The 19,420-nt window shown below is 67.0% G+C and carries 19 protein-coding genes; 7 read left to right on the forward strand and 12 right to left on the reverse strand.

The features are described 5' to 3' along the window. Positions 1 to 6 precede the first annotated feature (6 nt). Positions 7 to 2,475: a helix-turn-helix domain-containing protein gene (locus AC0662_RS37665; protein ID WP_478306660.1), complete on the reverse strand. Its 2,469-nt coding sequence runs from the start codon at positions 2,473 to 2,475 to the stop codon at positions 7 to 9. Positions 2,476 to 2,806: 331 nt separating this feature from the next. Further along, positions 2,807 to 2,881, reverse strand: a complete 75-nt coding sequence (locus AC0662_RS37670; RefSeq protein WP_369759046.1) for a 50S ribosomal protein bL37 — start codon at positions 2,879 to 2,881, stop codon at positions 2,807 to 2,809. 278 nt (positions 2,882 to 3,159) lie between these two features. On the opposite strand from AC0662_RS37670, the gene AC0662_RS37675 reads away from it, so the two are divergent. After that, complete coding sequence (locus AC0662_RS37675) at positions 3,160 to 4,509, forward strand: HD-GYP domain-containing protein (RefSeq protein ID WP_478306662.1); 1,350 nt, start codon at positions 3,160 to 3,162, stop codon at positions 4,507 to 4,509. Continuing rightward, positions 4,506 to 5,792 (forward strand): HD-GYP domain-containing protein, encoded by a 1,287-nt coding sequence (locus AC0662_RS37680; RefSeq protein ID WP_478306664.1) that lies wholly within the window; start codon positions 4,506 to 4,508, stop codon positions 5,790 to 5,792. Before AC0662_RS37675 ends, AC0662_RS37680 begins: the two co-directional genes overlap by 4 nt. On the opposite strand, the gene AC0662_RS37685 is transcribed toward AC0662_RS37680, so the two are convergent. From AC0662_RS37685 to AC0662_RS37695, 3 genes are all read right to left on the reverse strand, one after another. Continuing rightward, positions 5,754 to 6,461, reverse strand: coding sequence for a DUF5317 domain-containing protein (locus AC0662_RS37685; RefSeq protein ID WP_478306666.1), 708 nt, complete (start codon positions 6,459 to 6,461; stop codon positions 5,754 to 5,756). The two genes, AC0662_RS37680 and AC0662_RS37685, sit on opposite strands and share 39 nt — an antisense overlap. 131 nt (positions 6,462 to 6,592) lie before the next feature. After that, entirely contained in the window at positions 6,593 to 8,248 is a 1,656-nt protein-coding gene (gene mctP / locus AC0662_RS37690) for a monocarboxylate uptake permease MctP (RefSeq protein WP_478306668.1), read from the reverse strand. Continuing rightward, positions 8,245 to 8,511 carry a DUF3311 domain-containing protein gene (locus AC0662_RS37695; RefSeq protein WP_452199940.1) on the reverse strand — a complete coding sequence of 89 codons (267 nt, stop codon included), beginning with the start codon at positions 8,509 to 8,511 and terminating at the stop codon, positions 8,245 to 8,247. The genes mctP and AC0662_RS37695 overlap by 4 nt, the downstream gene beginning before the upstream one ends. Before the next feature lie 83 nt (positions 8,512 to 8,594). On the opposite strand from AC0662_RS37695, the gene AC0662_RS37700 reads away from it, so the two are divergent. After that, positions 8,595 to 9,563 carry an endonuclease/exonuclease/phosphatase family protein gene (locus AC0662_RS37700; protein ID WP_452199942.1) on the forward strand — a complete coding sequence of 323 codons (969 nt, stop codon included), beginning with the start codon at positions 8,595 to 8,597 and terminating at the stop codon, positions 9,561 to 9,563. Here AC0662_RS37700 and AC0662_RS37705 read toward each other — a convergent pair. Next, positions 9,560 to 10,465: a DUF2785 domain-containing protein gene (locus AC0662_RS37705; protein ID WP_452199944.1), complete on the reverse strand. Its 906-nt coding sequence runs from the start codon at positions 10,463 to 10,465 to the stop codon at positions 9,560 to 9,562. The two genes, AC0662_RS37700 and AC0662_RS37705, sit on opposite strands and share 4 nt — an antisense overlap. Before the next feature lie 269 nt (positions 10,466 to 10,734). Between AC0662_RS37705 and AC0662_RS37710 the strand changes: the two genes are divergently transcribed. The 3 genes from AC0662_RS37710 to AC0662_RS37720 all read left to right on the forward strand — a co-directional run bounded on the left by AC0662_RS37710 (position 10,735) and on the right by AC0662_RS37720 (position 14,184). Next, positions 10,735 to 12,213 carry a sensor histidine kinase gene (locus tag AC0662_RS37710; protein WP_452199946.1) on the forward strand — a complete coding sequence of 493 codons (1,479 nt, stop codon included), beginning with the start codon at positions 10,735 to 10,737 and terminating at the stop codon, positions 12,211 to 12,213. A 120-nt stretch (positions 12,214 to 12,333) separates the two neighbouring features. Continuing rightward, positions 12,334 to 13,161: an SAM-dependent methyltransferase gene (locus tag AC0662_RS37715; protein WP_452199948.1), complete on the forward strand. Its 828-nt coding sequence runs from the start codon at positions 12,334 to 12,336 to the stop codon at positions 13,159 to 13,161. Positions 13,162 to 13,251: 90 nt separating this feature from the next. Continuing rightward, positions 13,252 to 14,184, forward strand: a complete 933-nt coding sequence (locus AC0662_RS37720) for a helix-turn-helix domain-containing protein (RefSeq protein ID WP_452199950.1) — start codon at positions 13,252 to 13,254, stop codon at positions 14,182 to 14,184. A gap of 67 nt (positions 14,185 to 14,251) precedes the next feature. On the opposite strand, the gene AC0662_RS37725 is transcribed toward AC0662_RS37720, so the two are convergent. Continuing rightward, on the reverse strand, positions 14,252 to 14,503 hold the full coding sequence (locus AC0662_RS37725; RefSeq protein WP_130383822.1) for a WhiB family transcriptional regulator: 252 nt from the start codon (positions 14,501 to 14,503) through the stop codon (positions 14,252 to 14,254). 465 nt (positions 14,504 to 14,968) lie between these two features. Between AC0662_RS37725 and AC0662_RS37730 the strand changes: the two genes are divergently transcribed. Further along, the gene (locus AC0662_RS37730; RefSeq protein WP_478306673.1) at positions 14,969 to 15,379 is read left to right on the forward strand and encodes a hypothetical protein; all 411 of its coding nucleotides are present in this window, start codon (positions 14,969 to 14,971) and stop codon (positions 15,377 to 15,379) included. 6 nt (positions 15,380 to 15,385) lie between these two features. Here the strand turns inward: AC0662_RS37730 and AC0662_RS37735 are convergent, their stop codons facing one another. The 5 genes from AC0662_RS37735 to AC0662_RS37755 form a co-directional block, all read right to left on the reverse strand. Beyond that, positions 15,386 to 16,183 (reverse strand): RNA polymerase sigma factor SigF, encoded by a 798-nt coding sequence (locus AC0662_RS37735; RefSeq protein ID WP_452199954.1) that lies wholly within the window; start codon positions 16,181 to 16,183, stop codon positions 15,386 to 15,388. Further along, on the reverse strand, positions 16,180 to 16,572 hold the full coding sequence (locus AC0662_RS37740) for an ATP-binding protein (protein WP_452199956.1): 393 nt from the start codon (positions 16,570 to 16,572) through the stop codon (positions 16,180 to 16,182). The genes AC0662_RS37735 and AC0662_RS37740 overlap by 4 nt, the downstream gene beginning before the upstream one ends. Positions 16,573 to 16,742: 170 nt before the next feature. After that, positions 16,743 to 17,519 carry an amino acid ABC transporter ATP-binding protein gene (locus AC0662_RS37745; protein WP_478306676.1) on the reverse strand — a complete coding sequence of 259 codons (777 nt, stop codon included), beginning with the start codon at positions 17,517 to 17,519 and terminating at the stop codon, positions 16,743 to 16,745. Then, positions 17,519 to 18,481: an amino acid ABC transporter permease gene (locus AC0662_RS37750; protein WP_478306678.1), complete on the reverse strand. Its 963-nt coding sequence runs from the start codon at positions 18,479 to 18,481 to the stop codon at positions 17,519 to 17,521. Before AC0662_RS37750 ends, AC0662_RS37745 begins: the two co-directional genes overlap by 1 nt. Before the next feature lie 8 nt (positions 18,482 to 18,489). After that, positions 18,490 to 19,392, reverse strand: coding sequence for an ABC transporter substrate-binding protein (locus tag AC0662_RS37755; RefSeq protein ID WP_478306680.1), 903 nt, complete (start codon positions 19,390 to 19,392; stop codon positions 18,490 to 18,492). Between the last annotated feature and the right edge of the window lie 28 nt (positions 19,393 to 19,420).

The raw sequence follows: 19,420 nt of genomic DNA on the forward strand, positions 1-19,420 counted from the left end.
CTTCTCTCAGAGAGAATGCAGCGTCAATGCGAAGGTGTAGGGCTTGCCTTCTTGCAGCTGCGCGCGGAGTTCCAAGGCGTCGGCTTCTTGAATTGCTGACGCCACGTGCAGCTTGGTAATGGCGTCGTCGAGATTATTGAGCGCTTCGACACGATTGCCCATAGCGGCTTCGACTTTGGCGAGGTCGAGGTACAAACGGCCTTCCCGAATCAGGTCGCGGCCACGTTTCGCCGAACGCAACCCACTGGCAGCACTGACGCGTGCCAGTTCGTATTTCCCTTGCGCCGCCAGCGTCAGGGCCAGCATGTGGTGACCCTCGGCCTGCGCGACCTCGTCGCCGATGTCCTCGGCGATCCGCACGCTGGTCGTGACGTTCTGAATCGCGTCCGGGTAGCGGCCGACCCGCAGATGTGACAGCGCGGCGTTGATGTACCGCTTGAAGGTCGAGCGCAGATCGTCGGCGCGCAAGGCCAACGCGACAGCCTCCGTGAAGGCGGCGTCCGCGCGATCGAAGTCACCCCTGCGGTTGTACAGACTCCCGACGGCCGTCAGGGAAACACCTTCCAGCGTCTGGTCCTGGATCGATCGGCTGAGCGCGAGCGCCTCCTCGCCGTACGCCAGTGCCTCGTCGATCCGGCCGACGACGCCGAGCAGATAAGCGAGTGACGAGCAACAACGGGCCTGCCCCGATTGGTCGCCGATCTCGCGAAACATCCTCAGTGCGACAGCGATCCAGTCGACCGCGGTCGGAACGTCACCGTTCTCTGCTTCGGGAATGGCCGCGTCGTGCTGAAGCCAGGCCGCGACGGCCCGGTGATGGTGCACCTGTGCGCCGTCGACGGCACCCTCGCCGGTTTCGCGCATTTCGAGCCAGCGCCGGCGCGCCTCGTGATATCCGAACATCGCCAGCGCCAGCTCTGAAAGGTCCGCCGAGCCGGCCAGGGAACTATGTCTGGCTTGCCGGACCCGGTCGAGCAGATTGCGCTGCTCGTCCTCCAGCCAATCCAATGCGTGCTCCCGGTTGCGGAAAGCGGGCACGCTGTCGTCACGAATAGTGGCCAACGGCAAGCGTGGGCTGGCGGGATGCGTCAGGGCCTGGCAAGCCCACGCGGTCGCGGTGTAGAAGCGCAGGACGCGTGTCAGGGCCGCGTCGCGTTCGGCCGCGGTCAGTGCCTTCTCGGCGAGCTCGCGGGCATAGGCGCGGATCAGGTCGTGGAAGCGGTAGCGATCAGGTGCGATGGACTCCAGCAGGCTCAGGTCGACGAGGCGTTCGAGGATCGAGCCCGCGCGACGCAGCGGAAGGTCGAGCAGCCGCGCGACGACCGTGCTCAGCAGATCGGATCCATCCGGAATGCTCAGCACTGGAAGGGCTTGCGCGGCCTGGCGGTCCAGGTCGCGATCGCTCGACTCCAGGAACCGCACGGAGCTCGCGATGCTCGCCCGGACGCTGTTGTCGTCGGTCCCGAGGCTGTCGAGCCGGCGCTGCTCGTCCTGGAGCAGGTCTACGAAATGCTGGATCGGCCAGGCGGGCCGAGTGGCCAGACGACCGCCGATCAGGCGGACTGCCAGCGGCAGCCGGCCGGAATAGCGGACCAGAGCCCTCGTCGCATCCGGCTCGGCGGCCACTCGTGACTGACCGATCAAGCCGCTGAGGAGCTCTACGGACTCGGATTCCGACAAGGCGTCCAGGTGGATCCGCCGTGCGCCTGGAAGGTTCACCAGCGATCCACGGCTGGTGATGATTGCCGCCGACCCCGCGCTTCCGGGGAGCAGCGGCAGGACCTGCGAGGTGTCGCTGGCGTTGTCGAGCAGCATCAGCACGCGACGTCCGGTCAGCTGAGATCGCAACAGCGCGGCGGTTTCCTCGACATCGTCGGGAATCAAACGAATGTCCACGCCGAGCGAGCGCAACAGGTAGCGCTGTGCGTCGGCAGTGTTCAGCGACTCTCCCGGTCCGTAGCCGCGGAGATTCAGGTAGAGATGGCCGTCAGGATAACTGTGGGTCAATTTGTGTGCGGCCTGCACCGCGAACGTGGTCTTGCCGATGCCACCCATACCGGTGACGGCGACCAGTCCGACAGCGGCCCCACCGGTTCCCGTCGCATCACGGAGAACCGAGGTGATCGCGTCGATCTGCGCCGTTCGTCCGGTGAAGTCCCGAGCGGCCGGCGGTAGTTGCCGCGGCGTCGGAAGATGGTCGGCCGCCGCCGGCGCAACGGCTGGAACTGCTGGCGTTCGCGGTGTGCCGACCTTGCCGCGGGCAACGGCCAGGAACTGGCCGGCCTCCTCGGTGGTGAGGCCGAGCGCCGCGGTGAGGGAACGAATGGTGTCCATCCGCGGCCGGCTGCGCGTGCCGCGTTCGAGAACGCTGATCGCCTGCTCACTGAGCCCGGCCTTCTCGGCGAGGGCAGCCTGGGTGAGGCCGGCTCGAGCGCGGAACGTGCGGAGAAGCTCGCTCAGAGTCGTTGCAGCCACACCAGTCACCTCCCTCGGTCCTCGGAACCCGGCAGAATACGGTCAGTACCGGAACTTTCGGGCTCAACTCTAGGGGGATCGGGCGATCGCCGGGTGACGGTTGTCCACAGGGGTGCCGAAGCGGCGCCGAACCCGGTGACGGCATGACGCCGAAGGCTGCTCGGACTACACACCGATTACCCAACGATCGTTTGAAATATTGCATTCGGTGTGCAACGGAGCACTCTCTGAATACAGGACCTCTGGTAAAGCTGGTCTGCTGTAAAGCTGTGACCAAATCGCAAAGACCCCGGATTTCTCCGGGGTCCTCGCTGTCAGTAGCCGCCTGAGTTCAGGCGTTCGGGCGCTTGCCGTGGTTTGCGCCCTTCTTCTTGCGTGCGCGGCGCTTGCGGCCGGTCTTGCCCATTTCTAAGCCTCCTTGAAACAACTGCAAAGAGTCACAGTCTCTCATACCATGCCGGACTTCCTCACGTCGTACGGCGGGTCACTGTTGGGCTTACAGTGTTTCGGCGCGGATCTGATGAGCAAAATTCAGACGAGTCAGCGAAGTGCTGTCTGCCCCCCTACGCTCCGTCATCAGCGGAGCGTAAGACTGCGACCGCTGATCGGAGGTGAGCGGAGAATGACTGCTGCGTCCTGGGAGTGGTGACGGCATACTGAGACCATGCGCTGGCAGGCCGCCTCATGAGAACTGTGATGCTGCGCGTCGCGGTGTCGGCGGCGGTGGTGCTGGCAATATCTCTGATTGCCCTCTCGATCAGTCGTATCGATGACTACTGGAGCCTCGCCGGCTTCTGTGTCTTCATGCTGGTCGCGGGATTTTTCAAGTTCGGCCTCACACGTGATCATCAGATGACCTTGGACTCCGTGGTCCTGACCGCGGTGTTCGTGCTTGCTGGTCCGTGGGTGGCAACCGTTGCATCGATCTTCGGGTATGTCGCGCACATTCGGTCGCCCATACCCTTGATTCGCAAAGTCTTCAACTGTGCCTACCGGGTTCCTGCCACGGCGGCCGGCGGACTTGCCTACACACTGTGCGGCGCACCGATCGGGGACCGTGCCCTCGACTCGGTGCCGCGGATGATCATCGGTGGCGTCGCCGCGACAGCCGCCCACCAACTGGTCAACGCCGGCCTCGTCTGCCTGGTGATCTGGATCGAAGGACGGATCCGGCCGATCGACTTCCTCACCCGCGCGGTCGCACCGACGTTCGTCCCGATGCTCGGCTACGGATGTCTCGGCCTGTTGCTGGCCGTCACCTGGCTCGGCGGTCTGGGGCCACTGGCCGGCCTGCTCGTTCTGGTTCCGCTCGCGCTGGCGCGTTGGGCGATGCAACAGTACGAGGCCGAGCGCGACGCGCAAGCGGCCACAATGCGAGCCTTCATCCAGGTCATCGAGACCAAGGACCTCTATACCCGCGGCCACTCCGAGCGCGTCAGCGCGGGTGTCGGGATGCTCGGCCGCCAGCTCCAGCTCCCGGACGACCGGCAACAGGCCCTGGAGCACGCGGGCCTTCTGCACGACGTCGGCAAGGTCGGCGTACCGACCAGCATCATCCGGAAACCGGGACGGCTGGACGACTCCGAGATGGACGCGATCCGGCTGCATCCCGCGCGTGGTGTCGAGTTGATCGGCAACATCCCCTTCTTGGAAGAGGTCAAGTCGGCGGTGCTGCATCACCACGAGAAGTACGACGGCACCGGGTATCCGGCCGGTCTCAGCGGCCTGACGATCCCGTACTTCGCACGGATCATCGGCATCGTGGACGCCTTCGACAGTCTGACCTCGACCCGGTCCTACCGGCCCGCGCGCAGTGTCGAGGAGACGCTCGCGATTCTCGAGCAGGACCGGAACACGCACTTCGATCCGGAACTCGTGGACGCGTTCGTCCACGTGATCCGCAGGCAGGGCTGGATGGCGGCGGCCAGCGAACAGCCGGCGCCCGACCAGAAGATCGAGGCGAGTATCGATCACGACGACCTCAGCCTCGGTAGTGGTGGCGGCGCCTCCGGTTCGGCGGCGGGGCCCGCATGAGCTCATCGCCCACTGTTCGCGACGGATTTGATTCACGAGGACTGGGCAGCGGCACCGTCATCCTGCTCGCGGGCTCCTGCCTCGGTCTGCTGTCGCTGTTCCTGACGGCCCGGCGCGGAGTCGTCGAGTGGTCGTTCGCGGCGTCGTTCGGTGCCCTGATCGCGATCGGTGAGATGGTCCAGTTCCGGGTCGACAGCAGTCGTAACCGAGCGCCGATCGCCACGAGTGCCGCGCTGGGCTATGCGACTCTTCGTGGCGCCGATGTCGGCCTGCCCCCGGGGGTTGCCCAGGTCGTGGCCGTGACCTGGGTCGCGACCCTGGCGGGCATCGTTCCGCGGGCCCTGGCGGGCCTCCCTTGGGATCCGGTCGTGTCGACCCGCCGGGTCATCTCCGTGGCGTGCGCGGCTGCCGCCTTCGAAGCCGTGCTGCCCGACGACCTGACGTGGGACGGGTCGTTCTGGCGCGCGGTGATTCTGGTCGGGGCGATGTTCCTGGCCGTCCTGAGCGCCGGCGTCATCGATGCGTTGGTCGGAGCTGGCCAGGCCACCGAGCTGTACAACCGGCCGTTCCCGGCCGCGCTCCGCGACGAGCTCGTGGTGATGGGGCGCATCGGTATGGCCATGGGCCTCGGAGGTGTCATCCTCGCCGCAGGCGCTTCACTGGTCGGCCTCTGGGCGGTGCCACTCGTTCTCGTGCCGCTGTTGTTGACGCAGTTTGCGTTTCGGCGGTATGCGTCGGCGCAGCGGACGTACCGGAGTACGGTGCGGTCGATGGCTCGGAGTACTGAGATCGCCGGGTTCAGTAGTCCGGGGCAGAATGCGCGGACGGCGTCGTTGGCGGTGGCGATCGGCAACGATCTCGGGCTGGTGCCGGTGCGGATGGAGGCGTTGGAGTACGCCGCCTTGTTGTCGGGGGTGGGGCAGTTGGCGTTGGCGGATCCCAGTCCGGGTGGGGCCTCGTTGTTGCGGACTCGGGAGGAGCGGCAGCGGGCGGCGGAGATCGGGGCTTCGGTGATCGAGCGGTCGGGGGTGCTGGACCATGTCGCGGAGATCGTTCGGCACTCCAATGATCCGTATCGGCAGGGGCGGGCGAACAACTCCGATATCCCGGTGGAGAGTGGGATCGTGAACGTTGCCCTGGCCTACGAACAGCTGGTGGGTGAAGGGTCGGGGCAGTCGCCGGACAAGGCGATGGAGTCGATCGGGCTGGGGATCGGCGCGGAGTACGACCCGGTCGTGGTGGAGTCACTCCGCCGGATCGTCGGCCGCGGCTTCCGCTTCTGAAAGTTCCGAAGCGTCTGATCGAGCGACCGGCGGCTCCGAAGGCCGTACGGCGGGCGTCTCGAGTTCGCGGCTGGCTTTGGGGGAGAGGGACAGCAGGGCCGGTGTGCCGGCGCAGGGCTCGAGGGCGTCCCAGACGGGGGCTGTGGGGCTCGGGACCCGGCCGGAGGCGCCCATGCCGGCGTACAGCAGGAGGCCGGCGCCCGCTGCGATCAGGACGTCGCCAGGGCTGACCGCCTGACCCAGACCGGGCAGAGCGACGGGTACGACGTCCCCGAGCCACCGGAGCCTGGTCGCAGCGTCGGCGATCTCGTGGCGAGGGTCGGTGACCGTCGCGTCGCTGACCCCGGCGCGCGTCAACGCCTGCAGGGACACCGGCATCGCGCCGTTCAGCGCCACCACGATCGCGTTGCTGAAGAACCCCAGCGCGAGCAGACCGACGCCGGGATGCCGGAGGTTCATCCGTAGGAACACACCGATGCAGACCGCCGAGCCGATCAGTCCGACCGGGTACGCCGTACCTCCGAAGAGCGATCCGAGCAGTTGCCCGATCGCGGCCGCGGCCAGCCAGTGCACGCCGCTCAGCGTGTTGTCGGCGAGGTGCCCGAAGCGGCCGCCGGTCGCGAGTGCCGTCCCGGCGGCGAGCACCATGACGAGGAGGACCAGCAGCACGGGTGAGATTCTGCCGAATCAGGAGCCCGAAACCGGGCAAGCTCATCCCGTAGCGTGTCGACTTAACCGCAAAAAGTGACGGCGGCCCGGATGTTCCGGACCGCCGCCACCCTAAAGCTGCCACCCACGACTCAGGACTTGGCGGTCGCCGCCCCGCCCTCGTCGAGGATCTCCGGCAGGTCCTCGACCCCCGGGTCGCCGCGGTCGGCGGTGTAGTCCGTCGGGTGCGTGGTGTCCTGACCGTCCGGCACCTTGAGCGCCCGCAGCACGACCGTGCACACGACCACGACCAGCACGTTCAGCACGAACGCTGTCAGGGCGATGTACGCCGGTGTGTTGGTGAACGGGATGTTCGCCAGCGATCCACCGAAGTGCTTCTTGGTCGCCGGGTTCACTACGTTGTACGCCGACACGGTGCCGAACACCATCGCGACGGCCCAACCGATCAGCAGCGCGTACCGGTGGAACCAGCGCGTGTAGAGGCCGACCACGATCGCCGGGAACGTCTGCAGGATCCAGATACCACCCAGGAGCTGCAGGTTCAGCGCGATCGTCTTGTCCATCCCGAGCACGAACACCAGCGCGCCGACCTTCACCAGGAGGGACGCGAGCTTGGACACCTTGGCTTCTTCGGCCGGCGTCGCGGACGGCTTGATGAACGCGCGGTAGATGTTGCGGGTGAACAGGTTGGCGGCCGCGATCGACATGATCGCCGCCGGCACCAGCGCGCCGACCGCGATCGCCGCGAACGCGATCCCGGCGAACCAGGACGGGAACTCCTGGTCGAACAGCCGCGGGATCGCCAGCTGCGGGTTCGCCAGGCCGTCCAGGCCCTTCACGTTGACGTTCGCCTTGATCGCCATGAAGCCGAGCAGGGCGAGCAGACCGAGCAGCAGTGAGTAGGCCGGGAGGATCGCCGCGTTCCGCCGTACGACGTTGCGGGTCTTCGTCGACAGGACGGCGGTCACCGAGTGCGGGTACATGAACAGTGCCATCGCGGAGCCCAGCCCCAGCGTCCAGTACGACACGTAGCCGGCGTCGCCCGGGATGAACGACCCGGTCGGCTTGCCGGTCACCGGGTTCGGCTTGGCCATCTTCTCCTGCGCCGCGTTGAAGATCCCGTCCCAGCCGCCGAGCACGTGCGGCAGGTAGAAGATCGCGACCAGGATCACGACGTAGATCAGGAAGTCCTTGACGAACGCGATCATCGCCGGAGCCCGCAGACCCGACGAGTAGGTGTACGCCGCGAGCACCGCGAACGCGATCAGCAGCGGCAGGTCCTTGGCCAGCGTGTTGTTGCCGCCGAGGCCCATGGTCTCGAAGACCGCCTGCATACCGACCAGCTGCAGCGCGATGTACGGCATCAGGGCCAGGATGCCGGTCAGCGCCACCGCCAACGAGAGCAGCTTGCTGCCGTACCGCCCGTGCACGAAGTCGGCCGGCGTCACGTACCCGTGCCGGTGCGAGACCGACCACAACCGGGCCATGAAGATGAACACGATCGGATAGGCGACGATCGTGTAAGGGACCGCGAAGAAGCCGCTGATGGCACCGGTCGCGTACATCGCGGCGGGCACCGCGATGAAGGTGTACGCCGTGTAGAGGTCGCCACCGAGCAGGAACCAGGTGATGAACGTGCCGAACCCACGACCGCCCAGACCCCACTCGTCGAGGTTGTCGAGACTGCCGTTGCTCCGCCAGCGGGCCGCCATGAAGCCCATCGCGGTGACACCGGCGAAGATCACCACGACGATGATCAACTGCACCCAGTCGACCTTGGTGTTCACTGGCCGTCCTCCTTCTCGGGGTCACCCAGTCCCTGGGCCGCGCGGCGCTTGCGCTCCTCGGCGCGCACCAGGCGGTAACTGATACTGACCAGGACCGCGGACAGGAACACCCAGAGCAGCTGGTACCAGTAGAAGAACGGGAAGCCCCACAGATGCGGGTCTTTCTTGGCGTACGTCGGAACCAGCAGCGGTACGACGACCGCAGCGATCAGGAGCACACCGGAGATCCAGTACGCGGGTTTCACCGCGGACAATCGGGACACTGCAAACCTCCTCGGGACACAGCAGGCGCAACGGAGCACGCTACCGTTCGTCCGGACAAGCGACCAGACCTTCAGGATTGATCATGGATAACGAACGCGCATGGTTCGTACGGCGCGTCGTGCTGTCCGTGTTGTTCCTCGTCATCGTTGCCGTGCCGCTGTATCCGGAACTGTTCGGTCTGGATGAGGTGACGCCGTTCACGCAGCTCGCCGCCTTCCGTCCCCAGGGCCTCGTCGTGGTCCTGGTGCTGGCGCTGCTGATGCTGATCCGGCGCGGCTGGCGGATCGCCGCGACGATGGTCGCCGTCCTCGCACTGGTCGGTACGGCGCTCACCATGCCGCGCCAGTTCTCGCACGCGCGGCCCGCGCCGGCCGGGTCGAGGGTGCTGACCATCATGGTCGCCAACGTGCTCGGCGGCGGGGCGCGCGCCGCGGACGTCGCGCAGGTGATCCGGGACCGCAGGCCGGACCTGGTTTCGTTGCCTGAGGCACAGGTCGACGTACGGGAGGAGATCCGGGCGCAGCTGCAGGACCAGCAGTACAAGGGGTTCACGGTGCAGTCGAGCGAGGCGGCGCCGAGTGCGACGAGTGTGCTGGTGTCGGCGGCACTCGGCGACGTGTCGTTCGCGTCCGAGCCCGGGACGACGTTCGGGAACATCGTCGTGACCGGTGGGAACCTCGGCGCGATCCGGCTGATCGCGTACCACGGCTACCCGCCGCTGCCGGACGCGGTCACCACCTGGAAGCACGACCTGCAGAAGGTACGGCAGTGGTGCACGCAGGACCCGCCGACGGTGATCGCGGGCGACTTCAACGCGACCGTCGACCACGCGGACTTCCGGCACGCGCTCGGCGGTTACTGCCGCAGCGTCGGCCCGTCCGTCGGCGATGGACTGCAAGGCACCTGGCCGGCCGACCAGCCGGTGATCCTGCGGACGCAGATCGACCACGTGGTCGTCTCGCGCCGGTTCGAGCCTGGGCGGTTCACGACGTACCCGATCCAGGGGACCGACCATCGGGCCGTCGTGGCGACGGTCGCGCTGCTTGCTTAGGAGGTCGTGGTGGCCGGGCGGTAGATGTACGGCTGTGAGGCCTGGACCGCTTCGGTGAGCATCAGCAGCAGGTCTGCGCGGGCCTCGATCGGGCGGCCGAAGAGCTCGTCGTCGCCGGGGATCGGGAAACCCTTCACGCCGATCGCGAGCTGGCTGAGCAGGACGTGCAGTACGCCGCGGGCGTTGAACACCGAGGGCGACGGCCACTCCGGCAGCGTCTCGTGCATCAACGGCTGCTGGCCGGCGGTCGCCGCGATCGGCTTCAGCCAGCGCTCGAGCTCGTCGCTGCTGAGCATGTTCCGGTGCAGGATCGTCATCACGGCGTGGGCGACGCGGTCGTGTTCCTCGTGCACCCAGCGGTACGGCGTGTCCTTGACGATCCGGTCCGCGAGGACGTCGAGCAGTGCGCGCAGCACCCCGGCGTCGCAGTGCCGGGATCTGGCCAGTGCTCCGATCGCGTCCGCTCCGTGCGCCACCGCGTGCGCCCATCCGCATTCGCCGACGTATCCGCGCAGGTCGCGTTCGCGCAGCAGCCAGGTCGCCAGCCGGTCGCCCCACCGCATCACGACCTCGTCGTGCACCAGGAACTCGGCGTTGTCGCGGTGGATCACCTCCGCCAGCGTCAGCGCGGTGAACGAGCGACGGAAGACCGTGTCTGTACCGTCCTCACCGAGACCGTAGTTCAGCCCGGCGCACAGACCGTCGCCGAAGCCCGGCAGCAGGTCGTCGTACACCCCGCGCTCCAGCCAGGTGGCGAGCGTCGGGTAGGCGAGCGCGTCCCGGACCTGCGGGTTGGTGCTGGCGAGCCCACGGACGAGCTCCTCGGTGAGTTCGGTCAGCGTACGGTCGTGCGGTACCGCGTAGTCCGCGGCCATCACGTCCTGCCAGTACGTCGACTCCACCCGAGGCATCCTTTCACGTCGTCCGGGACCACCTGCTGGTCCCCTGCGTGCTGCGCGGCACCAGTCGGCGCATCTCGCTGCACCGGTGCAAAGGTCACGATGCTCCGCATCGAGCCCTTCGCCCCGGCACACCGAGCTACACCGCCTGGCACCTGCTCGCGACTGCAGCGGACCAGCAGGTGGTCCCTGCTCAATCAACACCTTCAGGCACCCACTTGTCGAGCGGACCACCGGGGTGGGTGGTACAAGCTCGTCGGTAGCATCAGGGGGTGCCGTCTTTGACCGATGTGGCGCGCAACCACACCACGCTCGACCAGGCCGACCTGGACCGCTTGCAACTGCTCGTCTCGGACTGGCAGATGCTGGCCGATCTGTCGTTCGCCGACCTCGTCCTCTGGCTCCCCGACACCGAGGGACTGGGGTTCTGGGCCGGTGCGCAGATGCGGCCGACGACCGGACCGACGGCGTACATGGACGATATCGTCGGCAGCTTCATCCCGCGCGGCCGCCGGCACCTGCTGGACCAGGCCTACGACGGCGGCCGGATCTGCCGCGAGGGCGACCCGGAGTGGCGCGACGACGTCCCCGTCCGGGTCGAGACGATCCCGGTACGCCGGGGTTCCCGCGTGATCGCGGTGATCGCGCGGAACACCAACCTGCTCGGGGTCCGGACCCCGTCCCGGCTGGAGATCGCGTACCTGCAGAGTGCGACCGACCTGGCCCGGATGATCACCGACGGCATCTTCCCGTACGGCGGGGAGCGCCTGCTGTCCACCACTCCACGGGTCGGTGACGGCTGCATCCGGGTCGATCGGCACGGAATGGTGACGTTCGCGAGCCCCAATGCGTTGTCGGCGTACCGGCGAATGGGACTGGTGACCGATCTGGTCGGCAGCCGGCTGAAGGACATCACCGCCGACCTGCTGCATTCCGGACACAAGGTCGACGACGTGCTCGCGTCGGTGGTGACCGGGCGGGCCGCCCAGGAGATCGAGATCGAGAACTCCGACGCCACGCTGTTCCTGCGGGCGATCCCGCTGCGCGCGGACGGCGCCCACGTCGGCGCACTGATCCTGCTCCGCGACGTCACGGAGCTGCGCAGCCGGGAGCGGGAACTGGTCACCAAAGAGGCGACCATCCGGGAGATTCATCATCGCGTCAAGAACAACTTGCAGACGGTCGCCGCGTTACTCCGGATGCAGGCCCGAAGGATCACGGTCGGCGAAGGACAGGCCGCGCTGGCCGAAGCGGTCCGGCGGGTCGGGTCGATCGCGATCGTGCACGAGACGCTGTCGGAGTCGTTCGACGAGCACGTGGACTTCGACGACGTGGCGGACCGGGTGAGCGCGATGGTCGCGGACGTGTCGACGGTCGCGACGTCGGTGGAGACGCGGCGCAGCGGGACGTTCGGCGTACTGGACTCCGAAGTCGCCACTCCGCTCGCGATGGTGCTGACCGAGCTGATGCAGAACTCGGTGGAGCACGCGTTCAGCACCCGCGACGGCGGGGAGGCCAGCGGCACGATCGAACTGATCGCCGAGCGGTCGGTCGGCCGGCTGCACATCGACGTCCTCGACGACGGCAAGGGACTGCCGACGAACTTCGACACCGAACTGTCCGGGAACCTGGGCCTGTCGATCGTCCGCACCCTCGTGATCGGGGAACTGGACGGCACCCTGGCCTTCGGCAATCGTCACGACGGCCGCCCCGGCACCCAGGTCACGCTCGACATCCCGGTCAAAGACTGACGAATCAGTCACCTCGCGAACGCCCGAATGAATGTCAGCGACTTGCTACACACTGTGTCCACCCGGTCCGTACCTCCCCTACGATGACCTCACAGTTCCCCGACCAAGAAGGCTTTGCCGATGGCGACCTCAGACGCTCCGGATCCCACTCCGAGCTTCGACACTTCCCAGCCGACCATCGCTCGCGTCTACGACGCTCTGCTCGGCGGTAAGGACAACTTTGCCGCCGACCGCGAAGGGGCGGCGATGTACCTGCAGTACGTGCCGGATGCCGGCCGCTGCGCGATCGAGAACCGTGAGGCCCTGGTGAAGGGCGTGCACTACCTCGCCCGCGCGGCGGGGATCGACCAGTTCCTCGACATCGGCAGCGGTCTGCCGACGCAGAAGAACACCCACGAGGCGGCGCAGGAGGTCAATCCGAACGCGCGGGTGGTGTACGTCGACATCGACCCGATCGTGCTCGCGCACGGCCAGGCGCTGCTGGCCACCAACGACAGCACCATCGTGGTCACCGCCGACCTGCGCGAACCGCAGTCGATCCTCGACAACGAGGAGATCAAGCAGCACCTGGACTTCAGCCGTCCGATCGCGCTGATGATCGTCGGCATCCACATGCACTTCCACGACGACGAGAAGCCGGACGAGTGGGTCCGCACCCTGATGGATGCGCTGCCCGCCGGCAGCTACCTGTTCATCACCGACTTCGTCGACACCGGTGAGCCGCTCCAGAAGAACATGGAGCGCGCCGGCCTGGAGAGCCTCGGCAACGGCTGGATCCGGACCCCGGAGCGGATCGAGCAGCACTTCCTCGGACTGCCGCTGGTACCTCCGGGCCAGGACTTCCTCGCCCGCTGGTTCCCGGAGGAGCCTGACGCCGACGTTCCGGACGCGGAGGAACTGCAGCCCTGGCAGCGGATCCTGATGGCTGGGATCGCCAAGAAGGCGTGAACGACTCGCTGCGCCGTGCGTGCGCGTACCGCTACGGCACAACGCGCGCGCACGGTGTGGTGAGATGCTCCAAGCCGGTGGGAGGTAGGTGTGACCGAGTCGGGCGCGCAGAGCGGGCCGACCGCGCTGCGCATCATCCTCGGAGCGCATCTCCGCCGGATGCGGGAGGCCGCCGGTTTCAGCCGGTCGGAGGCAGGCTGGGAGATCCGCTCCTCGGAGTCCAAGGTCAGCCGGATGGAGCTCGGCCGGGTCGGCTTCAAGGAACGTGACGTCAACGACCTGCTCTCGTTCTACGGCCTGGACGACGCCGAAGAACGGGAGCGCTTGCTCGCCCTCGCTCGCGAGGCGAACAACCCCGGCTGGTGGCACCGGTACGGCGACGTGCTGCCGAGCTGGTTCCACTCGTACCTGGATCTCGAGTCCGCTGCCTCCATGATCCGTACCTACGAGCTGCAGTTCGTCCCAGGGCTGCTGCAGACGGAGGAGTACATCCGCGCCACCGTCCAGCTCGGTCGGGGCGTGGTTCCCGCCAACGAGGTCGACCGGCGGGTCGCGCTCCGCGTCGGTCGGCAGGCCGTTCTGACCAACCCCGACCCGGCGCGGCTCTGGGCCGTGCTCGACGAGTCGGCGCTGCGCCGGCCGATCGGTGGCGAGAAAGCGCTCGTGCGGCAGATCGAGCATCTGATCGACATGACGCAGCTGCCTCATGTCACGCTGCAGGTGATGCCGTTCACGATCAGCAGCAATTCCGGGTCCGCGGGTGCGTACAGCATCCTTCGGTTCGCGGAGCAGGATCTGCGGGACATCGTGTACATCGAGCATCTGACCAGCGCGCTCTACCTGGACAAGGTCGAGGACCTCGATCAGTACACGGAGACGATGGAAACCCTCTGTGTCGCGGCGCCGAAGCCGAACAAGACCCGTGACTTCCTGGCCGGCATCCTCAGGACCATGGGCGCTGCTCCGCGCTCCTTCGCCGTTCCGGCGGTCGACGCGCCGCTGCCGTCGGCTCCCGCACGCTGAGCGGGCAAGCGCAGCGGGGAAACACAAAGGCCCCGCGGACAGTCCGCGGGGCCTCGAGAGGACTTGCTCAGGCGGTACGAATGCGCTGGCGGGCGTTGCGGCGCTTGAGAGCGCGGCGCTCGTCCTCGCTCAGGCCGCCCCAGACACCGTGGTCCTGGCCGGCTTCCAGTGCCCAGGCGAGGCACTGCTCACGCACGTCGCAGCGACGGCACACCTGCTTGGCCTCCTCGATCTGCATGATCGCGGGCCCGGTGTTGCCGATGGGGAAGAACAGTTCCGGGTCCTCGTCGAGGCATACGGCCCGGTGGCGCCAATCCATGGCGGATCCCATCTCTCTCAGTAGTTGACGTATGCTGCCGGGTAGGTCTGTGCCCGATCAGCGGTGTTGTACTCGTGGTTCGTTTCGCACGGCGGGGGTGCTGGCGTGCGAACTGCGGATCTCAACACTTCTGTGGTCTTCTGTGGCCAGTGTTGTGAACGCGTTCACGAACGACTCCATGTTCCCAATCTCAGTCTTGTGAAACAAGGGTTCTGGAGTTGTCGATCAGATCACAACACTTCCTTAACACTCCGAACCGGCACTCAGCGGTTCTCTTTATCCGGTTATCGGACGAGGAGATCCATCTGCGAGCACCCGTTCACTGCAGGTAACCGTTCCAACTGCCCTTTGGTTACGCACAACCTCAAAACCCTGTGGGGCCGGGGCTACCGCGCACCGCATCGGGTGCGCACAGGTCCGACGTACCCGAAAGGCCCCGGGACCATGTGGCACTAAGCTGGCGAAGTGCCGACCGACTCCCCAGTTGCCGCAGTCCCGAGACCGCTCAAGTTAGCCGCGGCAGTGGTCGCTGTGGAAGGGCTCGCGCTCATCGTTCTGGGAATTGCCGAAGCCTTCACCATTCACGGCTCCCGGCTGGTGCTCGGCCTGACCACGACCGGCTTCTTCATCGTGTACGGCGCCGGCCTCGGTTTCGTTGCCCGCGGCCTGTCGAAGGCGGCGCGGTGGAGCCGTGGGCCGACGGTCTTCGCGCAGCTGATCCAGTTACTGGTCTCGTACAGTTTCTGGGGCGGATCGACCACGATCGTCGCCGTCGCGCTCGCGGTGCTGGCCGTCGCGGTGCTGATCTGCGTGTTCCAGAAGGCCTCCACCGACGCCCTGGCCGATGGTGCGACCAACGATCACCCGGTGCTCTAGGCCGGTTTACTCCTTCAGCAGGCCCGTCCGGAGCTCGGTGAGCGTCCGGGCCAGCAGCCGGGAGACGTGCATCTGCGAGATCCCGATCTCCTCGGCGATCTGGGACTGCGTCATCCCGCGGAAGAACCGCAGCGTCAGGATCCGCTTCTCGCGGGTGTCGAGCTGTGCGAGCAACGGTTTGAGCGACTCCCGGTACTCGACGCTCTCCAGCGCCTCGTCCTCGCCGCCGAGCCCGTCCAGGACCGTGGTGGCGTCGGTCTCGTTCTGGTCGGGAGCGTCCAGGGACAAGGTGTTGTACGCGTTCGCGGACTCCAGACCCTCGATCACCAGGTCCGGCGAGAGACCGAGTCGCTCGGACAGCTCGGCCACGGTCGGTGCCCGGCCGAGCTCCTGGGTCAGCTCGGCGGTCGCCGCGGTCAGTGACAACCGCAGCTCCTGCAGCCGCCGCGGCACCCGGATCGCCCAGCCCTTGTCCCGGAAGTAGCGCTTGATCTCGCCGAGGATCGTCGGCGTCGCGTACGTCGAGAACTCGACCCCGCGGTCGGAGTCGAACCGGTCGACCGCCTTGATCAGCCCGATCGTCGCGACCTGCACCAGGTCGTCGTACGGCTCGCCGCGGTTGCGGAACCGGCGGGCCAGGTGCTCCACCAGCGGCATGTGCAGCGCCACCAGGCCGTCCCGCGCCGCGGCGTAAGCCGGATCGCCCGGACCGGACGCCGCCGCCATCCCGCGAAACAGCTCCGCCGTACGCGTCCGCAGCTGATTGGACTCCTGGGCTTCGCCCAAGGTGGCTTCGTCTGTCACGCGGTTTCCGTCGCCGTGGCGGTGGCGGTCACGGTGATGGTCAGTCGGCCGTCGATGGTTTCGGCGGCGGCCGACTCCACGAGGGCGGTCAGCACCGTCCAGCCGAACGAGTCGGTGTCGGGCGTCCAGCCGTTCGGTACCACCGCGCTGGCCCGCACGGTCAGCTGCGGGGGAGCGATCTCGAAGACGCAGTCCAGCACGCCGTCCGAGGCCTCCGGCAGCAGCAGCGCGCACGCCTCGTCGACGGCGATCCGCAGATCGTCGATCGCGTCCAGGGTGAAGTCGTTGCGAGCCGCGAGATTGCCGACCACGGATCGGGGTACGGCGATGTACGCACTGTCCGCCGGAATACTCAGGCGGACCTCAGCGGCTCGTCCGGTACTGCTCACGTCATCTCCCTCGTATCGGCCCACCACGCCGACCATCATCCAACAGTACTTTTGGCCGCGCCTTCGGCACGGCGTGGTCATGGGGCTGTGACTCCCGGTCTTCCCTCGTCGCTCCGGTCGCTGCGCTCCCTTCGCTCCTCAGTCCAGACCGGGAGGCCCCATGACCTTACTCAGGCGTGCTCGTGTTCGGAGCGGAGCCTGGCGAGGAAGGTCTTGGTGCGCTGGTGCTGCGGATTGCCGATGACGCTCTTCGGCGGGCCGGACTCGACGACCACGCCGCCGTCCATGAAAACGACGGTGTCCGCGACGTCGCGGGCGAAGGCCATCTCGTGGGTGACCACGATCATCGTCATCCCGTCGGCGGCCAGCTCCCGCATCACCGCGAGCACCTCACCGACGAGCTCCGGGTCGAGGGCCGAGGTCGGCTCGTCGAACAGCATCAGCTTCGGCTGCATCGCCAGCGCCCGCGCGATCGCCACCCGCTGTTGCTGCCCACCGGACAGCTGCGCCGGGTACGCCGCGCAGCGGTCGCCGAGGCCGACGCGCTCGAGCAGGTCCCGCGCCCGGGCCCGGGCCTGCTTCTTCCCCTCTCGCTTGACCTGGGCCGGCGCCTCCGCGACGTTCTCGATCGCGGTCATGTGCGGGAACAGGTTGAACCGCTGGAAGACCATCCCGATCTCGCGGCGCTGGGCCGCGATCTCCTTGTTCTTCAGGCGGTACAGCCTCCCGTCGCGGTCGTCGTACCCCATCAGCTGGTCGTCGACCCAGATCCGGCCGCCGTCGATCGTCTCGAGCTGGTTGATGCACCGTAGGAAGGTCGTCTTGCCGGAACCGGACGGCCCGAGCAGACACACCACCTGACCGCGCTCGACGTCCAGGTCGATGCCCTTCAGGACCTCGTTGTGTTGGAAGGACTTGCTCACGTTCACCGCGTGGACAAGTGGCATCACGCACCTCCTGCACCGGCCGGCCGGGCGGCCCGCGGGGACTTGGTCCCGAAGCCGCGACCGAAGCGCCGCTCGAGGAAGAACTGCCCGACCATCAGCACACTCGTCGCGGCCAGGTAGTACAGCGTCGCCGCGACCGCGATCGGGAAGGTCTTGTAGAAGTTGCTGCCGATCGACTGCAACTGGTAGAACAGCTCGCCGATCACCGGGACGGCGAGCAGCAGTGAAGTGTCCTTCAGCATCGCGATCGTCTCGTTGCCGGTCGGCGGCACGATCACCCGCATCGCCTGCGGCAGCACGACCCGGCGCATCACCTTGCCCCTGCTCATGCCGAGGGCCTCGGCTGCCTCGGCCTGGCCCGTGTCGACGCTCATGATCCCGGCCCGGGCGATCTCGGCCATGTAGGCCGCCTCGGACAGCCCCAGGCCGATGACACCGGCGGCGATCCCGGTGAACACCTGGTTCGCGTTCAGGTTGAAGAACCGCCAGTCACCGGACAGCCCCAGCCAGTCGATGATCTTCCAGTCGAACGGGATCCCGAAATCGATGCCCTGCGGGAACAAGATGCCCAGCGTGCCCATAGTGAACAGCAGGATGTATCGCGGGATGCTCCGGAAGAACCAGGTGAACACCCACGACACCGCGGACAGGATCGGGTTGTCCGACAGCCGCATCACGGCCAGCAGGACGCCGCCCGCGACACCGACGATCATCGAGAGCGCGGTGACCAGCAGCGTGCCCTTGAGGAAGCCGTTGATCACCGGCGACTGGTTCATCGCCTTGAAGACGAAGCTCCAGTCGAACGCCTTGTTGGTGACCAGCAGGTGCAGCAGCATCGCGACCAGGATCAGAATGACCGCGATCGCGACCCAGCGACCGGGATGCCGGACAGGTACGGCGTTGATCGCGCCCGGCCGCTCGGACAGTTCGTCCGCCGGCCGGGTCTTCGCATCGGTACTCATGATTCAGCTCACGGGTTGACGGCGAAGTCGGAGATCGCGCCCGAGTCGTTGTTCCACTTCTGCAGGATTGGCTTGTAGCTGCCGTCGGCGTTCAGCTCCTGCAGTGCCTTGACGATCGCCTGTGCGAACTGCGTATCCGCCTTCGGGACGACATAGCCGTACGGCGCCGCGTCGTAGATCTGACCGATCTGCTCCAGTTGCCCGTTGGTCTGTTTGATCGCGTCCAGTACGACGGGCGAGTCGGCCAACATCGCGTCGGACTTGCCGGACACCAGGTCGGCGGTGGCCTGGTCCTGCTTGTCGCGCGGCAGCTCCTTGAACGCAGGCTTGCCTGCGGACGTGCACTTCTTCAGACGCACGGGCAGGTCGTCCTGCTGTTGCGTAGTACCGGTCTGCACGCCGATGGTCTTGCCACACGGGTCGTCGGGGTTCACGCCCTTGGGGTTGCCCTTCTTGGCGGCCCACAACGTGCCGGCGCTGAAGTAGCTGACCATGTTGACCTGCTTCTTGCGCTGGTCGTTGATCGTGAACGACGAGACACCGACGTCGTACTTGCCGCCCTGGACGCCGGTGATGATCGTGCTGAAGGTGGCCGGCTGCCACTCGACCGTGACGCCGAACTTCTGCGCCACGGCGTTGAACAGGTCCACGTCCATGCCGACCACGGTCTGGCCGCCCTGGAGGAACTCGTTCGGCCGGTAGGTCGCGTCGACGCCGACGACGATCTTGCCGGCGGACTTGATCTTCGGCGGCAGCGCGGCCACCAGAGCTGGATCGGCGCTCACCTTGGCGCTGGAGGGGGCGCTCGTCGGCGAGGTGGACGAACCACTTTCGAGGGAGTTCGAACCGCAGCCGGTGGCGGCGAGAACCAGGGCGCCGGTCAGCACCAGCGTCCTACGCAGGACAGACATCTAGGTCCTCCAAACCCGGGCACCGGTC

The sequence above is a fragment of the Kribbella sp. NPDC043289 genome (assembly GCF_056436705.1).

Bases quoted from the DNA above. Each gene is read 5' to 3' on its own strand.
- AC0662_RS37680 (WP_478306664.1), top strand. From the start codon at position 4,506: ATGAGCTCATCGCCCACTGTTCGCGACGGATTTGATTCACGAGGACTG.
- AC0662_RS37675 (WP_478306662.1), top strand. From the start codon at position 3,160: ATGAGAACTGTGATGCTGCGCGTCGCGGTGTCGGCGGCGGTGGTGCTG.
- AC0662_RS37700 (WP_452199942.1), top strand. From the start codon at position 8,595: ATGGATAACGAACGCGCATGGTTCGTACGGCGCGTCGTGCTGTCCGTG.
- AC0662_RS37715 (WP_452199948.1), top strand. From the start codon at position 12,334: ATGGCGACCTCAGACGCTCCGGATCCCACTCCGAGCTTCGACACTTCC.
- AC0662_RS37755 (WP_478306680.1), bottom strand. From the start codon at position 19,392: ATGTCTGTCCTGCGTAGGACGCTGGTGCTGACCGGCGCCCTGGTTCTC.
- AC0662_RS37725 (WP_130383822.1), bottom strand. From the start codon at position 14,503: ATGGATTGGCGCCACCGGGCCGTATGCCTCGACGAGGACCCGGAACTG.
- AC0662_RS37745 (WP_478306676.1), bottom strand. From the start codon at position 17,519: ATGCCACTTGTCCACGCGGTGAACGTGAGCAAGTCCTTCCAACACAAC.
- AC0662_RS37750 (WP_478306678.1), bottom strand. From the start codon at position 18,481: ATGAGTACCGATGCGAAGACCCGGCCGGCGGACGAACTGTCCGAGCGG.